Here is a 21,774-nt window from a genome sequence, read left to right as displayed (position 1 = left end):
AGTGAGTCAAAATGAGAATAGAGCGTATAGATGACTCGACACTCAAATTCTATATTACCTATCAAGATATAGAATCTCGTGGCTTCGATAAAGAAGAGTTATGGATGAACAAGAGGCGCGGAGAAGAGTTTTTCTGGCAAATCATGGATGAAGTTAAAGATGAACACACAGTAGAATTCATTAATGAAGGTCCATTATGGATTCAAGTACAAGCGTTCGACAAAGGACTTGAAGTGACTGTTTCAAAATCGCAGCAGAACTCTGAATCGATTGGTATTCAAAAAGGGCAAATTGGTCTCGACCATGACGAAATAAAGAACTTTCTAGAAGATACTTTACAAGAAGAGCAAACAGGTCAAATTGACCATGCAGATCTTGAGCGCGTAAAAAGTATGCTAAATAAAGAACTGAGGTCACACAACCTCTATAGAAAGCCACTTATTGTTGAGTTTGACGAAATAGATGACTTGATTGATTATGCATATCATCAAGAACAAGACGAAACATTATATGACGATTTATTCATCACGTTTGAAGGAAAATATTATTTCTTAATTTATTTTGGGAAACAAATTACTGACATTAAACGTGAACAAACACGAGTAAACTTATTAGAGTATGCGAATTTAACACATATGACTGAAGAGTTACTCATGGAATACGGTAAAACAATCATGTCTAACAACGTTAGACGCATGGTACGAAATAAATTTTCAGCATAAAAAAGAAAACCCTCCTTTTACATGTATATATGTATGAGGAGGGTGTTTTTATGTTTATTGCGATTGATGAAGTTGGAAATGAAATAGAAGCCATTTATGCGACGAGATCCAAAAAATATTATTGCCCTGTATGCCAGAGCGAAGTGATTGTAAAGCGTGGTGACTTCAAAATTGCACACTTTTCGCATCAAAATATTAATATGTGTGAACGATATCTTTATCGTAGAGAATCACCGTTGCACCTGAAGTTGAAGAATGATTTATATGTGATGCTGAAACCCCATTATGATGTTAGGCTAGAATATTATCTTCATGAGATAGAACAAATTCCGGATTGTCTTGTCGAATACAGTGTTGCACTAGAAATACAGCTCTCTAAAATTTCACCGTCATTGATTTTAGAACGCACGAACGGCTATAAAAAATTAGGTATAGATGTGCGTTGGATTCATGATGATTCAACGATTGTAACAAAAGCAGACACAATTTTTTTAAATCATTTTCAGATATCTACAATGAATGAGTTTCATTTGTTTACAGTGAATAGTGATACGCAGACATTTTTCGCATATAGAGTAAAAGGCAATGTAGGTGGAATGAGATGGTTATATGAAAAAGAAATGATCTCTCATCACGATTTGGTGCGTCCTATAAATGATATTGATGAGTTTATTCAGATGGAAACTGATTTTATCAGCAATGAAATAAAACGAGCTCGCATGATGCGCAGTGTTCGGAATAAGACACTTACTTATCTCTATTTGTTACAGGTATCTGCTGATGAACTTCCAGTATTCTTCAGATATTTAACCCCCTTCGAGAGGTATATACAGGAATCGCCACTAGAGTGGAAACTGTATCTCTATTATCACATTAAGAATAAATCATTCAATTACCATGCGTTTTTGGATTATATAACCATTCGAAAAATTAATACGAACCTGACATCAAGAGATATTGCAAATGGTTTGCTATATGATTTTAAATCATTACTTCGAATTTCGAATGAATAACTTGCCATTCACATATTATATTGAGAAAATTAAGATATAAGAAAAATATTTGGAGGATTTAGAATGGCAGAATTAATGAAGCGAGAAGAACAGCAATTAGAAAACACTTGGGATCTCACTACAATTTTTGAGTCTGATGATGCTTGGGAGAAAGCTCTAAAAGATGTCGAAGCAAGAATTGGTGAAGAGGAGAAATTCAAATCTGGTATCAAAACTAAAGAAGAATTAGTTGAAGCATTAGAACTTGAGCGTGAAATAGATGTAGATTTCGGAAAAGTCTACGTATATGCGCACCTTAAGCATGACCAGGATACATCAAATGATTTATATAGTGGCATGGAATCACGTGCCCGTACACTTGCCGTTAAGATATCATCTGCATGGAGTTTCTTCCTACCAGCTTTAATGGAAATTGACGCAGATACTTTAACAGAGTGGGCTGATGACGAGTCATTAAAAGAATTTAAATTGGATATTGAAAAAATCAATAAGCGTCGTCCTCATGTCCTAAGTGATAAAGAAGAAAAATTACTTGCAGAAGCAGGTGAGGTTTTATCTACACCAACATCTACATACATGATGTTCAACAACGCAGATTTAACTTTCGACAAGGCTAAAGATAAAGAAGGAAAAGAGTACTCAGTGACTCAAGGTACGTTCGTTGACTTACTAAAATCAAACGACCGTGTATTACGTAAATCTGCTTATGAAAGCTTGTATTCATCTTACCAAGGCTTTGAAAATACAATGAGTAAAACACTAGAAGGTGTTGTAAATTCACACATCTTCAGCAGTAAAGTTCGTGGATATAAATCTTCACGTGAACAAGCGCTCGCGAACAACCATATTCCTGAAGCGGTATACGATCAATTAGTAGAGACCGTAAACAACAATTTACACTTACTGCATAGATATACTGAATTACGTAAAGAATTATTAGGACTAGATGAACTAAAAATGTACGATATATACACACCACTTGTAAATGAAGACTTTAAAATGTCTTATGAAGAAGCACAAGAATGGATGTTAAACGCATTAGAACCACTTGGTGATGAGTACGTATCGATTGTTAAAGAAGGCCTAGACAACCGCTGGGTAGATGTATATGAGAACAAAGGAAAGCGTTCTGGAGCATACTCATCGGGTACTTATGGTACAAATCCATATATATTAATGAACTGGCAAGATAATGTAGATAACCTATTTACACTTGCTCATGAATTTGGACACTCAGTACACAGCTATTACAGCCGTAAAAACCAACCTGCGAATATTTCTGGTTACTCAATATTTGTAGCAGAAGTAGCAAGCACATTTAATGAAGCACTACTTGCAGACTATATGTACAACAAGCTAGATGACAAGAAGAAACAACTTTACTTACTGAACGAACAACTTGAAGGATTTCGTGGAACAGTATTCCGTCAAACAATGTTTGCAGAATTTGAACACAAAATTCACAGCTTGAAAGAAAGTGGAGAGCCACTAACTGCAGGTAAGCTAAATGAAGTATATGGTGAATTAAATAAAAAGTATTACGGAGATGCAGTTTCATATGATGAGTTTATTTCGCGCGAATGGGCAAGAATTCCTCACTTCTACATGAACTACTATGTTTACCAATACGCAACAGGTTACTCAGCTGCTGCAACCCTTTCTAAACAAGTTTTAGAAGGTGGGAGCCAAGTAGCAGAGCGCTATATTAATGAATTCCTAAAAAAAGGATCTTCAAACTATCCAATAGAAATTCTTAAAAATGCTGGAGTAGACATGACAACTTCAGAGCCTATTGAGAAAGCAATGAAATTCTTTGAAGAAAAACTCGACCAGTTTGAAAAATTAATTAAAGAATAGATTAGAAAAGAACCGACAAACGTTGGTTCTTATTTATTTTAAAAGTTTTTGGTTAAAGTATCTAAAAATATTTATAAATTGTATCATCTTACAAATATGTGAAATGATTATCAAAATGATTGAGCAACCGTTGATAACATGGTATATTTAATACACAGAAATTACTTCACTGATTAAACATTCCCCTTTTGTTTACAGTGAAGTAAAGTTTCTCCCATCCCCTTTGTAAGAAGCACACTATAGAAGGTGTGCTTCTTTTTTGTGAACAATTACGTGGAGAAAGTTGATTCGAGGATTAACCATAAGATTCAAGAGGAAGTTGTAGAATACGGATGTAATGATTCATTAAATTTTCTCATCTTTAAAGATTTTATAGTCAAAAACACTCATTCCAAGATATAAAAATCCAACAAACTGGTAAGTATTTGCTGTACCAATTTGTTGGATCTAAATATTTCTCATTCTGTTTTTGCAATCTTATAATACTCTGTGCCGACGAGCTTGACTCGATTTATAACGTGTTCGAATTCAAGTCTTCTGAGTTCATTTATTAGGACGCCTTCGCGCCAGTCATATATTGTTTTCAACTCTCTGAAGCTTACGAGTTCATTTTTCATGATGTAATCATAAATATTTGGTAATGCTTTTTTCTTAACGTCAATTCCAAGCATCTCGTGTATGATATGTGCATATACATAATAGTCGTAAATGCCTTCAATCTTTAGTCCATCTTCGTTCACATCTCCACTAAAAAACACGAAAGTAGGGTGTTCTTCAATATCGAGTTCTCTATAAAGTGCCAGGTCACGCTTTAGTAGTATGTGTAAATTCTCGCTGTTGATTTCCTCTTTGAATGCGTGCATGTCGAGTCCTGATAACTCTGCGCATTCTTCAATCATTTCACTTGTACAAATGCCATTCACTGGAGTGATGCGATTGAACAGATATCTCATGAATTTACGTGCTTTCAAGCGACCTTGTACTTCTGCTGCTTTATATGCAAGTGCCACGTTATCTTGATTAGATGTCGATTGTGCCTGGCATTTTGTCAGAACATTTAAGGAGGGTGCGAGTACCTTAGTGACATGTAAATGTCCTTTATACTCAAGTAATAATTTATTGATTATTGCTTCCATCTCAAGTGATGTTTCTGAGAATGGATCGAAAAAATAGAATGCCTCTACTCTATAATCTACTGGATCTATAAATAGAGGAATAATATTTGATTTACTCAATGTATGTCACCTCATGTAAATTAACCATTATTGTTCAAATGTGTTGACCATATGATTAGCTGTTAAAGTATATCTAGCGAGAAGATGTTCACTTAGATCACTGTCTAGTCCAACATCATTCATTGCTTTTCTCATATTATCCAGCCATGCATCCCTTGATTTCTCCGTAATTTTAAACGGCATATGCCTAGCACGCATCATCGGATGACCAAACGTTTCATTGTAAAGGTTTGGTCCGCCTAAAAACTGTGTCTGAAATAATTTTTGTTTATATGCTGTGTCTTCCCAATCTCCAGGAAATAAAAAATTAATGCGATCATCTTTTTCTACATATTGATAAAAAACATCAATCATCTCGTAAAGTTTTTCCTGTCCAATTGTTTCGTAAACTGAAACCAAATTATCCATGCTTCCTTTCTACTAACTTCCTATAGAAGCGCTCGCTCTTAACAACTTCTTCAGTTCTTGTGATATCAAAATGGTCTAGAATTTCATTAAAGACAACCTTACCATCACTTACGTTTTTTGCCTCATATTCAAGTTCATAATCTATTTCATCAAAGTAATGACTTTCATCGAGTACAAGTAGACCATTCTTGTAAGTACGTTCGTATCGGATTGTCTCTAGTTGACCTTGGATTTTTAAGGCAGTCGTATCGATGTCTCTTTCCTTTAGAACATTAATTATATCAGCTCCGAGTTCAAACTCAGCTATATTTGCTTGCTTTAGAATCTCTTCATCTATTATTTGATGATATTCTGTGATTACATGCGTATCGTTAGGTACCTTTAATGTAAGTACAAAACGGTCTTCTACTTCTCGAATGCGCAGCATCAGGATATGATTTCTAATTTGTAAGTCATCAGTATCTATATAGAAATTTGTCTGGTAGAAAGGCGCGATATCTATAAAAAAGGAATCTCTAATTTGTTTGAATTCATTATTAGTAATTAGGTTTTTAAATTCTATTTCAGTCTCTATCATAACTTACACCTCAACATTATTATGCGTATTTAGTGTTTACCTGTAAAGCATTCAGATTTAATATGGGATACTGATAAATATATGGTAAAATATATGCTGGTAGGAGTGAAGAAAATGGATATTTATGTGACTGAAATGAAATTTGAAAATGAAACATTAAATGTATTTACAGATGCAGATGTTTCAAAATGTACTTCGGTGAGTCAAATGATTGTTGACTCAGATGATTTCTCATTTATTTATCTTCTAGATAACGGTGTCGATTATGTGAGACTCCATTTTGTAAGTGAGACTTGGGAAATGCTTGAAAGATATAGAAATCGTAAAATCATCTTAAACGAGACGTTAGAACTCACTGAATTTTATGATGAACTCAATTATTTAATTAGTAATATCGAAGGCAACAACAACTATGGAAAAGAGTTTGAAGCGAAAGTCGTCGAAACGTTTAAAGCATAGGAGGCGTTAATATGGATGAGTGGGATGTGTTTTTATCACCATATAGACAAGCCGTCGAAGAGTTAAAGATAAAATTAAAAGGTATTCGTAAAGATTACCAAATTAACCGTATGTCCTCGCCCATTGAATTCGTCACTGCGCGTGTCAAACCTGTGCAAAGTATTATCGAGAAGGCGAGTAAAAACAATATCTCATATGATAACTTACGTGAAGGAATGTATGACATTGCTGGTGTACGAATTGTGTGTCAATTCGTTGATGACATTGAAATCATAAGAAATCAAATCAGCAAGAGAAAAGATATGCGTATTGTTGAAGAACGTGATTATATTACGAACACTAAAGAAAGTGGATACCGTTCTTATCACATTATTATCGAGTATCCCGTTGAAAGTATTGAGGGACAGGTAAATATCTTAGCTGAAATTCAGGTACGTACTTTAGCTATGAACTTTTGGGCAACAATTGAACACACACTAAATTATAAATATTCTGGTGAATACCCGGAAGAAATTAAAGAGAGATTACAGACTGCTGCTGAAGCAGCGAACAAACTCGATCAAGAAATGTCATTAATTAGAGAAGAAGTACAAGAAGCACAAAAATTCTTCTCGAAGCAGCGTAATCTTTAGAGGAGGTACAGTATGCACTTTCAAATCATATCTAGAAGTGATGAAATTTCGTCAGAATTACAAAGAAAGATGATCGAACGACTCACAGGTGCAGGTATGACATTGAATGAGGAAAGTCCTGAACTGGTGATATCAATAGGTGGAGATGGAACGCTGCTCAGTGCATTCCACAAGTATCAGCATCGCTTAAAAGAGACGTGTTTTGTTGGGGTACATACTGGGCACCTTGGATTCTATGCAGATTGGAATCCTGAAGAAACAGATGAATTGATTGATTTGATTATTGAACAAGACTTTGAGGTGATCGAGTATCCACTCGTTAAAACGAAAGTAATGTGTGCAGATGAAACACATGAATTTCTTTCTCTAAATGAATCGACACTAAAGATGCCTCGTGGCACAACACTTGTTATCGACGTCAGTTTAAGAAAGGGATTATTTGAACGATTCCGTGGAGATGGTATTTGTATGTCAACGCCATCAGGTTCTACAGCTTATAATAAATCTCTTGGTGGTGCGATTATTCACCCATCCTTCAGAGCGATGCAAATGACAGAAATTGCGTCGCTAAACAATCGTGTGTTTAGAACTGTTGGTTCACCAATGGTTTTCCCAGATACTCACTTTGTACGGATTTCTACGACCACAGAATTACCACATGCGGTTGCTATTGATCATTTGCATTTTGAAATTGGTAGTATCGAACAAATAGAATATCGCGTTGCAAAAGAATCGATTCGATTTGCACGCTTTAGACCATTTCCGTTTTGGCAACGCGTCAGAGAATCATTTATATCTAACTAATAAGGAGGGAAGTCATGGAAACTAAAAATAATAAAGAAATCAAATCACATCAAGAAATTGACTTTGAAGCGGTGTTTCTCGATATGAGAAACTTATTAAATAATAATGAATATGACCAGTTTAGAGAAGCGTTTCTTGACCTCCATACTTATGAGCAAAGTGAATTCTTCTTGACATTAAATATAGGCGAGAGAGAAAGTTTATATCATTTCTTGTCACCTAAGGAAGTCTCGGATTTCTTTGATAGTTTTGAACTAGAACCAGATGAATATGAAGAACTCTTCAGTGAAATGGATGCACGTTATGCCGCTCACGTTGTTGGACTCATGCAGTACGACAACGCTGTAGACATTTTAAATGAGCTACCAAAAGAAATGGCTGCGACATATTTACCTCTGATGAACCGTGAGGACCGCGAAGAGATTCGTACGCTTATGAATTACGAAGAAGATACCGCTGGTGGTATCATGACTACAGAATTCGTATCTATTGACAATGAAATGACAGTTCGTCAAGCTATGGAACATTTAAAGAAAGTTGCGCCAAACTCTGAGACTATTTACTATTTATTTGTCACAGATCCAACCAATAAACTTGCGGGGATTATATCACTTCGTGATTTAATCGTTGCAGAAGATGATGCCTATATTGGTGACATCATGAAAGAACGGGTAATTTCAGTACGTGCTTCTGACGACCAAGAAGAAGTCGCAAATATCGTGCGTGATTATGACTTCTTGGCAGTACCTGTAGTGGATTATCAAAATCATCTTGTCGGTATTATTACTGCGGATGATATCATGGATGTTATTCATGAAGAAGCGGAAGAGGATTATTATAAGCTTGCGGGTATGAGTGAGGAAGGTTCTCCGCAAGCTGCGACAGCACTGCAAAGTGCAAAGAAGCGATTACCTTGGCTTATAGGGCTTACATTCATGGGAATGATCACTGCTACGATGCTTTCAACTTTTGAAGAAACATTACAAAAAGTGGCGATACTTGGAGCGTTTATTCCAATAATTGGTGGAATGGCAGGTAACGCAGGTACACAGAGTCTTGCAGTAGCAGTTCGTGGACTTTCTACTGGTGAGATTAAAAATCAGAGTCTAGTTAAGCTCGCGGTAAAAGATATTTCAACAGGAATGATCACGGGTCTCGTATGTGGGGTGTTATTATTTGGTATTATCTCAATTTTATTTGGACAACCAATGCTTGGTGTCATCGTTAGCATCTCTCTATTTGTGGCAATGACTGTTGCAACATTATCTGGGACATTTATTCCAATGGGTATGCAAAGGATTGGTATTGACCCAGCTGTAGCAAGTGGTCCTTTCATCACGACGAGTAATGACATCATCAGTTTAGTTATTTATTTCTCATTAGCAAATGCATTAATGAGTGCACTTATTTAAATTAAGAATGATTTTAATTGATTTTTGTGAGTAGAAACCTTAAAATTAGTAGTAGGTACTAAAAAATAGGAGGTCTACCATGAATTTAGAAGGTAAAACGTATGTTATTATGGGTGTTGCGAACAAACGCTCACTCGCATGGGGTGCTGCACAAGCATTAGATAAAGCAGGAGCGAAGATTGTTTTCACATCACTTTCTGAGAGATTCTCAAAAGAGATTGAAAAGCTTGCATCTGAACTAGAAGGGGATCACGATTTAATCGTGGAATGTGACGTTTCAAACGACGAAGACGTTGAGCGTGCATTTAAAGAAATCAATGAAAAAACTGGCGGATTCGACGGAGTGCTACATGCAATCGCATTTGCTAATAAAGATGAGTTAAAAGGTGGATACTCGGAAACATCTCGTGATGGATTCAAACTTGCGTTAGATATTTCTGCTTACTCTTTAGCAATTGTTACTAGAGAAGCTAAGAAATATATGAACGAAGGTGGATCTGTTGTAACATTAACTTACTTAGGTGCAGAACGTGCTATGCCTAACTACAACGTTATGGGTGTAGCGAAAGCAGCACTTGAAGCATCAGTTAGGTACTTAGCATTCGAATTAGGTGAAGAAGGTATGCGTGTAAACGCAGTATCAGCTGGTCCAATCCGTACACTAAGTTCTTCAGCTGTCGGTGAATTTAAAACGATCCTTAGAGAAATTGAAGAGCGTGCGCCATTACGCAGAAACGTGGACCAAGTAGAGGTAGGTAATGCAGTTGCATTCTTATTATCTGATTTCGCATCTGGAATTACAGGTGAAGTATTACACGTGGATAGTGGTTATAATATTATGGCATAAAAAAATTTTCCCGAGCATTCGGGAAAATTTTTATTTTTCTAAAAAATATTTTAAAGCGTACTCAAGTTCTGGTTTCCAAGTTTTCCAGATATGACCACCATCTAACTCTTTATATGTGTATAGATATGGCGTATGCTCTATTTCTTCGTGTAGATTTCTGTTCGGAGTTAAGAAATCCGCTTCTTTGCCCATGATTGTGGTAAAGTTTTCTTCCTCTAATCCAATTGTATGATAGAAGTCTATTTTTTCAATACCAGGACTTTCTAAAATAAAATCTTTAAATGTGTCGGATATCATTGGTGAAAAAGCGAGTACTTTGTGGAAGGTATTCGGATAGCTAATTGCAGTTTTTAGTGCAAAGCTTCCTGCAAGACTTTCTCCCATTAGGATTCTGGAGTGGCCCATTTTAAAAGTAGGGAAGTTTTTATCTACGAAAGGTGTAAATTCCTTCGTTATAAATCTCATAAAGTCTGTGGATTTTTTACCTTCCGGGTGGAAAAAAAGGTTACGCCATTCCACTGAAGGGTATGGAATACCTATGATGATTGCACGTTCTATTTTATTATCCTTGTATAGACGCTCATAGATTCGATCGATTTGTCCATATTTAAAAAAATCTTGAGAATCGAATGTGAAAATGGTGTGGTATTTGTAAAGATCTGTGTAATTTTTAGGTATATAATACTGAAATTTTATGTCTTCACCGAGTATTTCGGATTGGATTATACTTTCATGAATACCATGTGTTTTATCCATAAAAAATCACCTCTTAGCTATCATTATATCTATCTATTATACCTATGTGAATAAAAATTATAATGGTATAATAAACTTAAGAAAAAAAGGAGGCAATAGAATGACGAATAAAGTTTGGTTTCAAAGTGGCGTCGCAATAATAATGACGCTCGTAATCATATTTATGGCGACAAAAGTTGATTACGTATTTAAACCGTTTATAACTATATTTGCAACTATCGCTTTGCCGCTCTTGTTGGCAGCTGTCTTATACTATATAACAATTCCAATACAAGAATTTTTAGAGCGACGAAAATGCCCACGTTGGCTATCGATAATTGCATCCCTATTAATTATTGTGATTGTTATCACTGTACTTTCAATTTCGGTCATTCCAATTGTATCTGAACAGGTACATAACTTAGTTACGCGTGCGCCTCTATTACAACGTGAAGCAACTAGCGTTGTGAATCAACTGATCGCGCAAAGAGATCGACTGCCATTTGAAGTCAACATTGAAGAAATTACGAATAAAGTCGTAAACTTCACTTCGACGATATTTACGGGAATCATTTCAAATGCATTTAAAATTATAATGAGCACAGTGTCTGTCGCAATTTCATTAGTACTAATTCCGTTCTTTTATATTTTTATGCTCAAAGATCATGAACGTCTTGTTCCAATGATTACTCTACCATTCACAGGAAGACTTAGACTATTTATTATTGATACATTGAAGGACATTGACTTAACTTTACGCGCATTTATTCAAGGCCAAATGCTCGTATCATCAATATTATGTATTATATTGTTCGTTGGGTATTTAATCATCGGATTAGATTATGCATTATTACTTGCTATTTTTGCACTGTTTATGAACGTTGTACCGTTTGTTGGTCCGTGGGTCGCGTTTTTACCAGCGGGGATCTTAGCACTTATACAAGATCCAATGATGTTTGTATGGGTTTCACTCATCACCTTAGCTGCACAACAATTAGAATCTCATGTAATTACTCCTAACGTAATGGGGAATAGATTGCAAATGCATCCACTTACTGTCATTACAATCGTCTTAGCGGCAGGAAATATCGCTGGATTCATTGGAATCTTAGTTGCTATTCCAACATATGCTGTTATTAAAACAATTGTGCAAAACATATGGAGATATCGCCGTGACCTGTCAAGCACGCTCACTGCAGATATATCAGAAAAATAAATATTTAAGCAAGAAGAGTAGGAATTTTCCCTGCTCTTTTTTTGTCTTTATCTCTAAACTAATCGATATATAGATTGGAGGGGATAATATGAATCCAATTGAATATCTAAAACATCAAGGCTTTAAAGTGACAAGTGATCCTAATCAATATGCGTCTGGGATATTTGGCTTGAGAAATTACACTGTAAATGGCTATAACTTTGATTACTATTGTGGTGGATTTCATCGTGCATATGATCTTGTAAAGTTTGATGGCGCGAAAGTGCCGGCTGTGATGAGTGGCGAGATTGTTACAGGAACACGCACGAAGGGTAACTTTGGAGCAACGGTTGTTGTTGCGAATAGAGAGTTCGATCGACAGATAATATATGGTCATTTGAAAGAAAATTTATGTGTGAAGATTGGCGATCAGGTTCATGTCGGTGACACCATAGGTTATCAAGGAAATACGAATTATTATGGGGTGAATATGGCAAGTCATCTTCATATACAGTTTCAGAAGTATGGGTATTTGAAAGAACAAGATTTCGTTTGTTCTGGTATAGACTGCAAGGACATCAATATTTTAAAAGATAAAATTAAAGGAATATTTGTGTCTGCTGCGCCAATTAATATGAGAAAAGGGATGAGTGTGAAGAGTACTCGTATCGGCAGTGTTCATGTGGGCTTTCAAATAAGATTTAAGAATATTGAATTTAAAGAAGGACACTACTGGATAGAAGGTAAACGTGGTAAGGATGTGTTTTACATTGCTATCGGTGATGTTCATAAAATTTGGGGAAAAATAAAAATGTTGTGATACTGGTGTATCACAACATTTTACTATGAGTGTTTATTTTGTAAACCATTATCTATTTTTTGTAACATCTGATTTATTGTCACCTGGTTAAACATTTCAACGAAAAAGACAACAATTACTGCATAAAGAACACCAACGCCGATAATGTAAATATTACCTGTTAATACGGTCATTACAATTGCCGGAATTAATACAAGTGCAACATAGAGAACGAGCATGATCACTCTATTTGAGTCGATTGTACGTTGTGCGCTTTTAATGTCGTCACCGAACTCACGTGTTGCATAATCTAAATCAACGTTGTCATCTTTAGCATAAACACTCGTAATTCTTGGCTTGTGGTAAAGCTTGTCTTCCACATACTTAAGATCCATGTGTTTGTTATTCCAAGTCAAATCCTTAAAAAATCCCATCGTTCGTGCCCCCCTTGAAGTTTACTTATATATAAGTATAGCTCTATTATAACTCTATTTCAAAGGTGGAATTTTATAGTATTTGTCTTTTTTAGTTAAAAAGTTCAATTAATCGGAATATATAATTATAATTAGGGTACAATTTATAATAAGCCAAAATTATTTTGGTAATTTTTTTGGGGGTGTAAAAAATGTCAGATGAAAAACAGTTTTCAAGACGTGACTTCTTGAAGACGACAGGTGCAGCAACTGGAGGCATTATCGGTGGTTCACTTCTAGGTGGTTTTATTGGTTTTAATCTTAACGATGGTCAAAGTGAACAAGCAGAACAGAACAAAACAGACGGACATTCAGAGGGAGATAAAAGTACGGGCGGAAGTTTGTCAGACAAGACACGCGTGTTCTTTATGACTGATGAAGATTTTAACGTTGTAGAGGCGGCAATGGAACGAATCTTCCCAGAATCGAAAGTAGGACCTGGGGCAAAAGAGTTAGGTGCAGCGTATTATTTAGACGGCCAACTCGCTGGACAATGGGGTTCAAACGCAAAAGAATACATGGTTGGTCCATTTTATGAAGGTCTTCCAACACAAGGATATCAATCTAACTTAACACGAGCAGAATACTTCATGATTGGTATTAATAAGTTAAAGAGCGAAGCAAAAGATAAATTCGACAAGGCATTCGACGAATTAGATGAAAAAGACATGGATGCAATTTTACAGGACTTTCAAGATGGAAAAGTAGACATGGGAGTGCCAAAGAAAACAGCGACGAGCTCGTATTTCTTTACTATGTTACGTGCAGCGACACTAGAAGGCGTGTATTCAGATCCAGTGTATAGAGGAAACAGAAATATGGGTGGCTGGAAAATGAAGCAATTCCCAGGACACCAACATTCTTACTTAGAATTAATTGAGTCAGATGAGTTCCAAGAAATTGATCCAATGCCAAACTTTGGAATGTAAAGAAGGGTGAAATAATATGGTTAAAGAATTAGAAAAAGTAGACGTTGTAACCGTTGGGGCCGGATGGACTGGTGGAATTATTGCAGCTGAAGCGGCAAAAGAAGGACTCAAAGTTTTAAGTTTAGAGCGTGGTAAAAGACGTGGTACAAAAAACTATCAACATGTTCATGATGAATTAAAATATGCGCTTAGATATGAACTGATGCAAGACGTAACGAAAGAAACCGTTACGTTTAGAAACCGACCAAATGAGAAGGCATTACCAATGCGACAGATGGGAAGTTTTTTACTTGGAGAACACGTTGGTGGCGCTGGAACTCACTGGAATGGTTGGACATATCGTTTCATGCCATACGACTTTGAAATTAAGTCGATGACAGAAGAGCGTTATGGAAAAGCGAAGTTAATGGAAGACAAAGGATACAGATTCCAAGACTGGGGCATTACATACGATGAACTTGAGCCGTATTTCGATAAGTTTGAGAAAACGGCAGGTATAAGTGGTGAAGATAATCCACTCGGACCAGAACGAAGTGATAAATACCCAAACCCGCCAATGGTTAAAACAAAATCACTAAAAATGTTTGAAAAAGCAGCTAAAGAATTAAAGTATAATCCTTACATGTTGCCTTCGGCGAATATGTCTCAGGAATATACGAACCCAGATGGTGAGAAGATGGGAGCATGCCAGTACTGTGCTTTCTGTGAAAGATTCGCATGTGAATATGGTGCGAAGGCAACACCAGAAGTGACAGTAATTCCGACTGCTGAAAAAACAGGAAACTACGAAATCCGAACGGATGCTAATGTTGTCGAAATCATCAAAGATGGGAACGACAAAGTTAAAGGTGTTAAATTTGTTGATACGGTTACGAAGGAAGAATTCATTCAACCTGCTGACGTAGTTGTGTTAACAAGCTATATGTTAAATAACTATAAGCTTCTTAGAGTCTCTGATATCGGTGAGCAGTATGATCCGAAAACTGAAAAAGGAACGCTTGGACGTAACTACTGTTACCAAACTTCTGGTGGAGCAACAGGATTCTTCGATGAACAATTCAATACATTTATGGGAGCGGGAGCTCTAGGTATGACACTCGATGACTTCAACGGCGACAACTTTGACCATACAGATTTAGACTTCTTGCATGGTGGAAGTATGGCGACTACACAAACTGGTGCAAGACCAATTCTCTCAAACCCTGTTAAAGCTGGCACAAAATCTTGGGGTGAAGATTTTAAAGAAGAGTCTATTAAAAACTTTACACGTACAATTAGTGTTGCAGGGCAATGTGCAACAAGCCCACATAAAGATAACTATTTAGATATCGATGATGAGTATAAAGACGCATACGGATTACCACTCGTTAAATTAACATATAACTTTACTGATCAAGACAGAAAACGTACGAAGTACCTCGCAGAAAAATCAGGTGAAGTGTTAGAAAAAATGGGCGCGAAACATGTAGATGTGTTTGGCGATTTGAAAGATTATGACATCGTACCTTATCAATCTACGCATAACACAGGTGGAACAGTGATGGGTGATGACCCAAAAACTTCAGTTGTAAATAGCTGGTTACAACATTGGGATGCAGACAACCTATTTGTAGTTGGTGCTGGAAACTTCGCACACAACTCAGGTTACAACCCAACAGGAACAGTGGGCGCACTCGCATATCGCTGTGCCGAAGGTGTTATTAAATATCATAAGAAACCAGGAAGACTGGAGAAATAAAATTTTACCCCCTAACTTTTTAGGGGGTAATTTTTTTATTGGCAATGTTTAATAAATGACCAATACCGATTTCTAAGTTTTGTTGTATTTTATCACCGAATAATTATTTTTGTAGGAAATATTCATAAATAGCAATTCGCTTTTAGATTTAAAATATGGTTCACTCAAGATAAAAACAGAGGTGACCGTTTTGAATAAATTAGAAATCTTGAAGAAACGTATGCCGCTCAATGCAACAGAGTCGAGATTATTGCTTGTGAGGAATTTAGGTATTGAAGGTGAGGCATTTATATCACGGATTTTGTCTGAGAAGTTAAACGTTCAGCCATTGGTTTTAGAAGACTTCTTGTTTGAAATTGATGGTAGCGAGTGTCAAATTGACTTTTTGCTTATATTTGAGTACGAGTGCCTGATAATTGAAGTCAAGCATTATGATGGGGATTATATTTATGGAGATGAATTTATTACGAAGCTGAACACAAAAAAATCCTATCCCAATCCCACCTTACAACTTGTGCGTGCGACTGATCGACTGGCGAAGCTTTTTGTTAAAGAAAATATTCGCATGAAGATTATTACTTCACTTTTATATACGCATCCAGGTTTTTATCTATATCATGCACCGGTAGATTCACGGGTAGTATTTCTACCTCAAATAAAAAAATTTATGGAAACACTCAATAAAAAACCGTGCGGAATACAGGAAAGACATGAGAGAGTTTTTGAAAGATTAAAATCGTTGCGACTCGAATCTTCTTCCTATGAGAGAAAAATTACATACGATTTTGATGAGTTAAAAAAATGTGTCACTTGTGCAAAATGTGATGGAGAGATGGTAAGAAAAAATGCTGGCGACAGAAAATATGTATATTGCACACTATGTGACACACAGGAAAACTTTCAAGAAGCGATGCTTCGGAACTCTGCCGAACTCGAATACCTATTCCCAGAAAAGAGATTAACATTGTCATTAGTGTTGGAGTGGGTTGGAGATTGTATTTCACGTCAATTTTTACGGAATATATTAGCAACAAGATATAAATTGGTTAGATCTGGTCGAACTACTCATTATGTTAGAAGAAATTTAGATAGAAAATTATAATTTTATATTCTTATGAAAACAGTAGTTCATCGTACAGTTCTAGAAATAGAATTTAGTAATCAATTCAAACTAATTTAGTTAGTGAAACACGCCATGAAAATCTTTTAATTGTGACGACTAATTGTTCGGGACTTAAATTCACGTGATGTAAACCACTTAATTATCGTGTCTAATGGTCAATGAATTAAATCCACGTGATGAAAACCACTTAATTATCGTGTCTAATGGTCAATGAATTAAATCCACGTGATGATTACCTCTGTTCACCATGTAAATATTAATAATTCATCGTTATCTAACAAAATACTCCTAGAGCTGCCGATATTGTGATAAATCATCCCATTTCTCCATTTGTTTTAAACGATAATGAATAGTATTATTAAAGCATAGTAAATAATAGGGCTTTACTACTGTTTAATCACAAAGATGATTAATTCACAGTGATAAATGGAATAAAATTGCAATTATAGAATTGCTCACGCACAATGTCACGTGCGATCATCAAAACACAATTCAGGTGAATTTTATGGAAGAAAAAGAGACAGAGATTGTTAAACGTAAGCGCAAGAAGCTGACGCAAGATGATAATATGGCGAGCTTGACTGAGCATCTTATGGATTTACGTGCGGTGGTCATGAAAAGTGCTATCGCCATAGCTATTTGGTTTGTCATCATATTTGCATCTGTAACTTGGTGGTTTCCAGTTGTTTCTAAGGGAGCCGATATTGTCGTACTCGGTCCTTTTGAGGTCATTCGTTTCTACATTCAAACATCTGGGGCAATCAGCCTTGGACTATCCATCCCTTTTATCTGTTATTTCATATGGCAATTTATGAAGCCGGGACTTGTAGAACGTGAAACGCTATTCATTAAAAGTAGTTTACCAGGCATGTTGTTTTTATTTATTGCTGGTGTGTTATTTGGATATTTCATTGTCCATCCACTCAGCTATTTCTTCTTAATATCTATGGGTGAACGTAACTTTGACGTACTTGTTACTGCAGATGAATACATGAGCTTCCTACTGATGACGACGATCCCTTTTGGACTGATATTCCAGTTGCCAGTCGTGATCCTATTCTTAAATTATATCGGATTACTTGATGCTCAGATTATGCAAAACATGAGAAAGTATGCGTATTTTATTTTACTAGTGGTGACGGCCCTCATTGCACCGCCCGACTTATTTACGCATCTAATTACACTTTCTCCGATGATTGTATTATATGAAGTCAGTATTATTCTGATAAAAAGACGAGATAAGAAAAAAGCTATAAAAGCCGAAAAAGAGGCAAACCAATAATTCACTCTTACATCATGTAAGAGTGTTTTTTCATGAATGTTTATAAATTCAATAAATAAAGGTATAATTGTTACAGTGATGAGGTGGAAAAATGAAAACAGAACAATTATTATCGTTATTAAAAATAAAGAAAGTATATGGCACATTGCCAGAGTCAGTCACAGATATTACGATTGACTCTAGAGAGACGAACGCGACGAGCATTTTTGTTGCGGTTAGGGGCACGACTGTTGATGGATTTGACTTTATAGATGATGCCATCAATAAGGGGTGTAAGTTCATCCTTTCAGACAGAACGAGAGAGTTGCCAGAAAATGTTGGACTAGTACAAGTAAAGGATCCAGAAAGAGTTGCAGCATTATTTAGTGAATATATCTACGAATTTCCACACGAATCGATGACGATGATTGGTGTTACTGGTACGAATGGTAAGACAACTGTGTCAACGATGATTCATAACTTGAGTCTTGCGATGGGGAAGGAAACAGCGTATCTTGGTACGAATGGCTTCATGCTTTCAGAAGAGCATTATCCATCAGCGAACACGACACCTGAAACGACACGTTTACACAGAAATCTAAAAGAAGCTGAAGATGAAAAGATGGATGTGTTCACGATGGAAGTGTCCTCACACGCATTGAAGCTTGGCCGTACATACGGACTAAACTTCGACATCACAATTTTCACCAACCTTTCTCAAGACCATCTTGATTTCCACAATACGATGACGGAGTATGGATTTACGAAAGGCCTTCTCTTTAGTCAACTCGGACAGGATCTCCGCAAGCGTAGATATGTCATTTTAAATAACGATGACGAGTGGTCAGATGAGTATAAAACAATGACACCGTACGAAGTAATTACTTTCGGGAATACTAGCGAAGCGGATTTTTATCCTACAAATGTTAATGGTACGCTTGAATACACAGAATTTACACTCAATACGCCTGAAGGCGAGTTCTTCATTCATTCTCCATTTGTTGGAGAATATAACATTTCTAACCTAATTTGTGCGATTATATCAGAATGGTTGCAAGGATATGAGCTCGAAGAAATCATAAATACGGTTAAAGATATGAAACCAGTGTCCGGCCGCCTAGAAGTATTAGACAAGACTCTTCCAATCGACCTGATTATTGACTTTGCACATTCACCTGATGCACTTCAAAAGGTGCTTGAAACAGTCATTCCTTTCAAGAAACAAAAACTTATCTTACTTCTTGGTATGACTGGTGAGCGTGATTACTCCAAAGCAGAAGAGATGGGACGTATTGCATCGATGGCAGATTATGTATTTATTACGGTAGACAATCCGGGTAACGATGATAAACAAATGCTCATCGATATTTTAGAGCGCGGTATGATGCACAAAAATTACGAAACGTTTATTGACCGTGAAGAGGCTATTAAAAGAATGGTAGAATTTGCTGACGATGGCGACACCTTACTGCTCGTAGGTAAAGGACGCGAGCCGTATCAGATTATGGAAGGACACGTGAAAGTGCCACATAGAGACGATTTAATCGTACTAGATGCTGCTTACAGAAGGTATAAAAGTGATGAATACGAAGAAATTTAAAACAGTTTATAACGGTATCGAAACAGAAATTTATATAATTGAAGATGAAGATACGGTTATCGCGATACCGGAATTGTTTCTATCATTCACACTGGAGGAAAGAGACGAAATGGAGATCGTCTCTTTCTTATTTAGCGTGATGGATGAAAGTGACGCAGAAACTTTTGCAGTTCGAATTTTAAAAGAATTAGGAGAACATAATGGGATTTAAAGAAGAAATAGAAAAAAGAAAGACGTTCGCAATCATCTCGCACCCGGACGCAGGTAAAACGACACTAACAGAAAACTTACTACTCTTTGGTGGAGCAATCCGTGAAGCGGGTGTAGTTAAAGGGCGTAAGACAGGTAAATTTGCAACTTCTGACTGGATGAAGGTAGAACAAGAGCGTGGTATTTCCGTGACGAGTTCGGTGATGCAATTTGACTTTGATGGATATAAAATCAACATCTTAGACACGCCAGGACACGAAGACTTCTCTGAAGACACGTATCGTACACTAATGGCAGTGGACAGTGCAGTTATGGTAATTGACGCAGCTGAAGGTATCGAGCCTCAGACGTTAAAGCTATTTAAAGTCGCTAAGATGCGTGGAATTCCAGTATTTACGTTTATTAATAAACTGGACCGCATGGGGAAAGAGCCTTTTGAGCTACTTGAAGAGATCGAAGAAACGCTTGATATTGAAACGTATCCGATGACATGGCCAGTTGGTATGGGACCAAGTTTCTTTGGTGTTATCAACAGACGTAAGCGTGAAATCAACCCATATCGCGAAGACGAACCACTAAAATTCAACGAATTTTATGAATTAGAAACGCCTCATAAAATAGAAGAAGACGTTGCATATCAAACAGCAATGGAAGAGTTTATGTTAGTAGAAGAAGCAGGCGATCAGTTCGATGAAGAAAAGATCGCACGTGGTGATTTAACTCCGGTATTTTTCGGATCAGCCCTTGCATCATTTGGTATTGCAGAGTTCTTAGATACATTCGTAGACTTTGCACCATCTCCAAAAGCGAATGAAACGAAAAATGGAGGAATCGTAGAACCAACTGACAAAGAGTTTTCTGGATTTATCTTTAAAATTCAAGCAAATATGGACCCGAGACACAGAGATAGAATTGCATTTATGCGTATCGTGTCTGGTGAGTTCGAACGTGGCATGGACTTAACGTTACAGCGTACAGGTAAGAAGTCTAAGATTTCGCGTGCGACAATGTTCATGGCAGATTCGACTAAAACTTTAGACCATGCTTATGCGGGTGATATTATTGGTCTGTACGATACCGGAACGTATCAAATTGGTGATACATTGACATCAAGCAAGCATATTGAATACGTGGACTTACCACAATTCACGCCTGAGTTATTCGTAAAAGTTTCTGCTAAAAACGTAATGAAGCAGAAACACTTCTATAAAGGTATTGAACAACTCGTTCAAGAGGGTGCAATTCAGTATTATAAAACGATTCATACAAACCAACCAATCTTAGGTGCGGTGGGGCAGTTACAGTTTGAAGTATTCGAACACAGAATGAAAAATGAATATAATACGGATGTCATCATGGAGCCTATCGGTAAGAAAATTGCGCGATGGATTGAGAATGAAGATGTGATTACCGATGCAATGAGCACAACGCGCTCCACTCTAGTGGATGACCGTTATGGCAACAAAGTATTCCTATTTGAAAATGAGTTTGCTTTAAGATGGTTTCAAGACAAGTATCCGGTGGTAAAACTATATAGTCTACTTTAAATCTTTACATGTCTCAAAAATTTCAGTATAGTATTGTTAACAAGCAAATATATACCCTATGGGGAGTAACGAATAGAAATTCTATCAACACATCGTCATGACGGAAAAAATCCCGGTGTGTTGAGCAAATTAATTTTGTACAGTGAGACCATAGCAAGTAGACGCATGTCTATTTGACTATGGTCTCTTTTTGTTTGT

22 protein-coding genes are annotated in these 21,774 nt (G+C 36.5%); 17 read left to right on the top strand and 5 right to left on the bottom strand.

The annotated features are described in order from the left end of the window. The first annotated feature begins 11 nt into the window (after nucleotides 1-11). The 3 genes from H9D55_RS03120 to pepF all read left to right on the top strand — a co-directional run bounded on the left by H9D55_RS03120 (nucleotide 12) and on the right by pepF (nucleotide 3,592). A complete protein-coding gene (locus H9D55_RS03120; protein WP_186076791.1) occupies nucleotides 12-722 on the top strand; it encodes an adaptor protein MecA in 711 nt (236 codons plus the stop codon). A gap of 50 nt (nucleotides 723-772) precedes the next feature. Then, a complete protein-coding gene (locus H9D55_RS03115; RefSeq protein ID WP_186076790.1) occupies nucleotides 773-1,735 on the top strand; it encodes a competence protein CoiA in 963 nt (320 codons plus the stop codon). Between the two features lie 63 nt (nucleotides 1,736-1,798). Beyond that, nucleotides 1,799-3,592 carry an oligoendopeptidase F gene (pepF, locus tag H9D55_RS03110; RefSeq protein WP_186076788.1) on the top strand — a complete coding sequence of 598 codons (1,794 nt, stop codon included), beginning with the start codon at nucleotides 1,799-1,801 and terminating at the stop codon, nucleotides 3,590-3,592. A 458-nt stretch (nucleotides 3,593-4,050) separates the two neighbouring features. Here the strand turns inward: pepF and H9D55_RS03105 are convergent, their stop codons facing one another. The 3 genes from H9D55_RS03105 to H9D55_RS03095 are packed head-to-tail and all read right to left on the bottom strand — an operon-like array spanning nucleotide 4,051 to nucleotide 5,812. Further along, nucleotides 4,051-4,827 carry a DsbA family protein gene (locus H9D55_RS03105; protein ID WP_186076786.1) on the bottom strand — a complete coding sequence of 259 codons (777 nt, stop codon included), beginning with the start codon at nucleotides 4,825-4,827 and terminating at the stop codon, nucleotides 4,051-4,053. Between the two features lie 27 nt (nucleotides 4,828-4,854). Further along, nucleotides 4,855-5,235, bottom strand: a complete 381-nt coding sequence (locus H9D55_RS03100) for a globin domain-containing protein (protein WP_186076784.1) — start codon at nucleotides 5,233-5,235, stop codon at nucleotides 4,855-4,857. After that, nucleotides 5,228-5,812 carry a CYTH domain-containing protein gene (locus tag H9D55_RS03095; protein ID WP_186076782.1) on the bottom strand — a complete coding sequence of 195 codons (585 nt, stop codon included), beginning with the start codon at nucleotides 5,810-5,812 and terminating at the stop codon, nucleotides 5,228-5,230. Before H9D55_RS03095 ends, H9D55_RS03100 begins: the two co-directional genes overlap by 8 nt. A 114-nt stretch (nucleotides 5,813-5,926) precedes the next feature. Between H9D55_RS03095 and H9D55_RS03090 the strand changes: the two genes are divergently transcribed. The 5 genes from H9D55_RS03090 to fabI all read left to right on the top strand — a co-directional run bounded on the left by H9D55_RS03090 (nucleotide 5,927) and on the right by fabI (nucleotide 9,966). Then, nucleotides 5,927-6,271, top strand: a complete 345-nt coding sequence (locus H9D55_RS03090) for a UPF0738 family protein (RefSeq protein ID WP_186076780.1) — start codon at nucleotides 5,927-5,929, stop codon at nucleotides 6,269-6,271. Between the two features lie 11 nt (nucleotides 6,272-6,282). Beyond that, entirely contained in the window at nucleotides 6,283-6,903 is a 621-nt protein-coding gene (locus H9D55_RS03085; RefSeq protein ID WP_186076778.1) for a GTP pyrophosphokinase, read from the top strand. A 12-nt stretch (nucleotides 6,904-6,915) separates the two neighbouring features. Further along, on the top strand, nucleotides 6,916-7,707 hold the full coding sequence (locus H9D55_RS03080; protein WP_186076776.1) for an NAD kinase: 792 nt from the start codon (nucleotides 6,916-6,918) through the stop codon (nucleotides 7,705-7,707). 14 nt (nucleotides 7,708-7,721) lie between these two features. Then, complete coding sequence (gene mgtE / locus H9D55_RS03075) at nucleotides 7,722-9,119, top strand: magnesium transporter (protein ID WP_186076774.1); 1,398 nt, start codon at nucleotides 7,722-7,724, stop codon at nucleotides 9,117-9,119. A 79-nt stretch (nucleotides 9,120-9,198) separates the two neighbouring features. Next, on the top strand, nucleotides 9,199-9,966 hold the full coding sequence (gene fabI / locus H9D55_RS03070; RefSeq protein WP_186076772.1) for an enoyl-ACP reductase FabI: 768 nt from the start codon (nucleotides 9,199-9,201) through the stop codon (nucleotides 9,964-9,966). 30 nt (nucleotides 9,967-9,996) lie between these two features. On the opposite strand, the gene H9D55_RS03065 is transcribed toward fabI, so the two are convergent. Further along, nucleotides 9,997-10,722 (bottom strand): alpha/beta hydrolase, encoded by a 726-nt coding sequence (locus tag H9D55_RS03065; protein WP_186076770.1) that lies wholly within the window; start codon nucleotides 10,720-10,722, stop codon nucleotides 9,997-9,999. Between the two features lie 100 nt (nucleotides 10,723-10,822). On the opposite strand from H9D55_RS03065, the gene H9D55_RS03060 reads away from it, so the two are divergent. Next, nucleotides 10,823-11,917 (top strand): AI-2E family transporter, encoded by a 1,095-nt coding sequence (locus H9D55_RS03060; protein WP_186076769.1) that lies wholly within the window; start codon nucleotides 10,823-10,825, stop codon nucleotides 11,915-11,917. An 88-nt stretch (nucleotides 11,918-12,005) separates the two neighbouring features. Then, the gene (locus tag H9D55_RS03055; protein ID WP_186076767.1) at nucleotides 12,006-12,716 is read left to right on the top strand and encodes a M23 family metallopeptidase; all 711 of its coding nucleotides are present in this window, start codon (nucleotides 12,006-12,008) and stop codon (nucleotides 12,714-12,716) included. Between the two features lie 23 nt (nucleotides 12,717-12,739). Here H9D55_RS03055 and H9D55_RS03050 read toward each other — a convergent pair whose 3' ends face one another. After that, nucleotides 12,740-13,129, bottom strand: a complete 390-nt coding sequence (locus H9D55_RS03050) for a hypothetical protein (protein ID WP_186076765.1) — start codon at nucleotides 13,127-13,129, stop codon at nucleotides 12,740-12,742. 191 nt (nucleotides 13,130-13,320) lie between these two features. Here H9D55_RS03050 and H9D55_RS03045 point away from each other — a divergent pair, with 191 nt between their 5' ends. From H9D55_RS03045 to H9D55_RS03015, 7 genes are all read left to right on the top strand, one after another. Then, a complete protein-coding gene (locus H9D55_RS03045; protein ID WP_186076763.1) occupies nucleotides 13,321-14,097 on the top strand; it encodes a gluconate 2-dehydrogenase subunit 3 family protein in 777 nt (258 codons plus the stop codon). Between the two features lie 16 nt (nucleotides 14,098-14,113). Then, nucleotides 14,114-15,835, top strand: coding sequence for a GMC family oxidoreductase (locus H9D55_RS03040; protein ID WP_186076761.1), 1,722 nt, complete (start codon nucleotides 14,114-14,116; stop codon nucleotides 15,833-15,835). Between the two features lie 190 nt (nucleotides 15,836-16,025). Further along, a complete protein-coding gene (locus H9D55_RS03035; RefSeq protein WP_186076759.1) occupies nucleotides 16,026-16,937 on the top strand; it encodes a nuclease-related domain-containing protein in 912 nt (303 codons plus the stop codon). A 526-nt stretch (nucleotides 16,938-17,463) separates the two neighbouring features. Then, nucleotides 17,464-18,240, top strand: coding sequence for a twin-arginine translocase subunit TatC (gene tatC / locus H9D55_RS03030; RefSeq protein WP_186076757.1), 777 nt, complete (start codon nucleotides 17,464-17,466; stop codon nucleotides 18,238-18,240). Between the two features lie 91 nt (nucleotides 18,241-18,331). Further along, complete coding sequence (locus H9D55_RS03025) at nucleotides 18,332-19,819, top strand: UDP-N-acetylmuramoyl-L-alanyl-D-glutamate--2,6-diaminopimelate ligase (RefSeq protein ID WP_186076756.1); 1,488 nt, start codon at nucleotides 18,332-18,334, stop codon at nucleotides 19,817-19,819. Then, nucleotides 19,800-20,030 carry a YueH family protein gene (locus H9D55_RS03020; RefSeq protein ID WP_186076754.1) on the top strand — a complete coding sequence of 77 codons (231 nt, stop codon included), beginning with the start codon at nucleotides 19,800-19,802 and terminating at the stop codon, nucleotides 20,028-20,030. Before H9D55_RS03025 ends, H9D55_RS03020 begins: the two co-directional genes overlap by 20 nt. Next, a complete protein-coding gene (locus H9D55_RS03015) occupies nucleotides 20,020-21,576 on the top strand; it encodes a peptide chain release factor 3 (protein ID WP_186076752.1) in 1,557 nt (518 codons plus the stop codon). The genes H9D55_RS03020 and H9D55_RS03015 overlap by 11 nt, the downstream gene beginning before the upstream one ends. The last annotated feature ends 198 nt before the right edge of the window (nucleotides 21,577-21,774 follow it).

The organism is Phocicoccus pinnipedialis, from assembly GCF_903994035.1.
Lineage (GTDB): Bacteria > Bacillota > Bacilli > Staphylococcales > Salinicoccaceae > Phocicoccus > Phocicoccus pinnipedialis.
The sequence above is the reverse complement of the archived record's forward strand: the minus strand, read 5'-3'. Positions and strand labels throughout refer to the sequence as shown.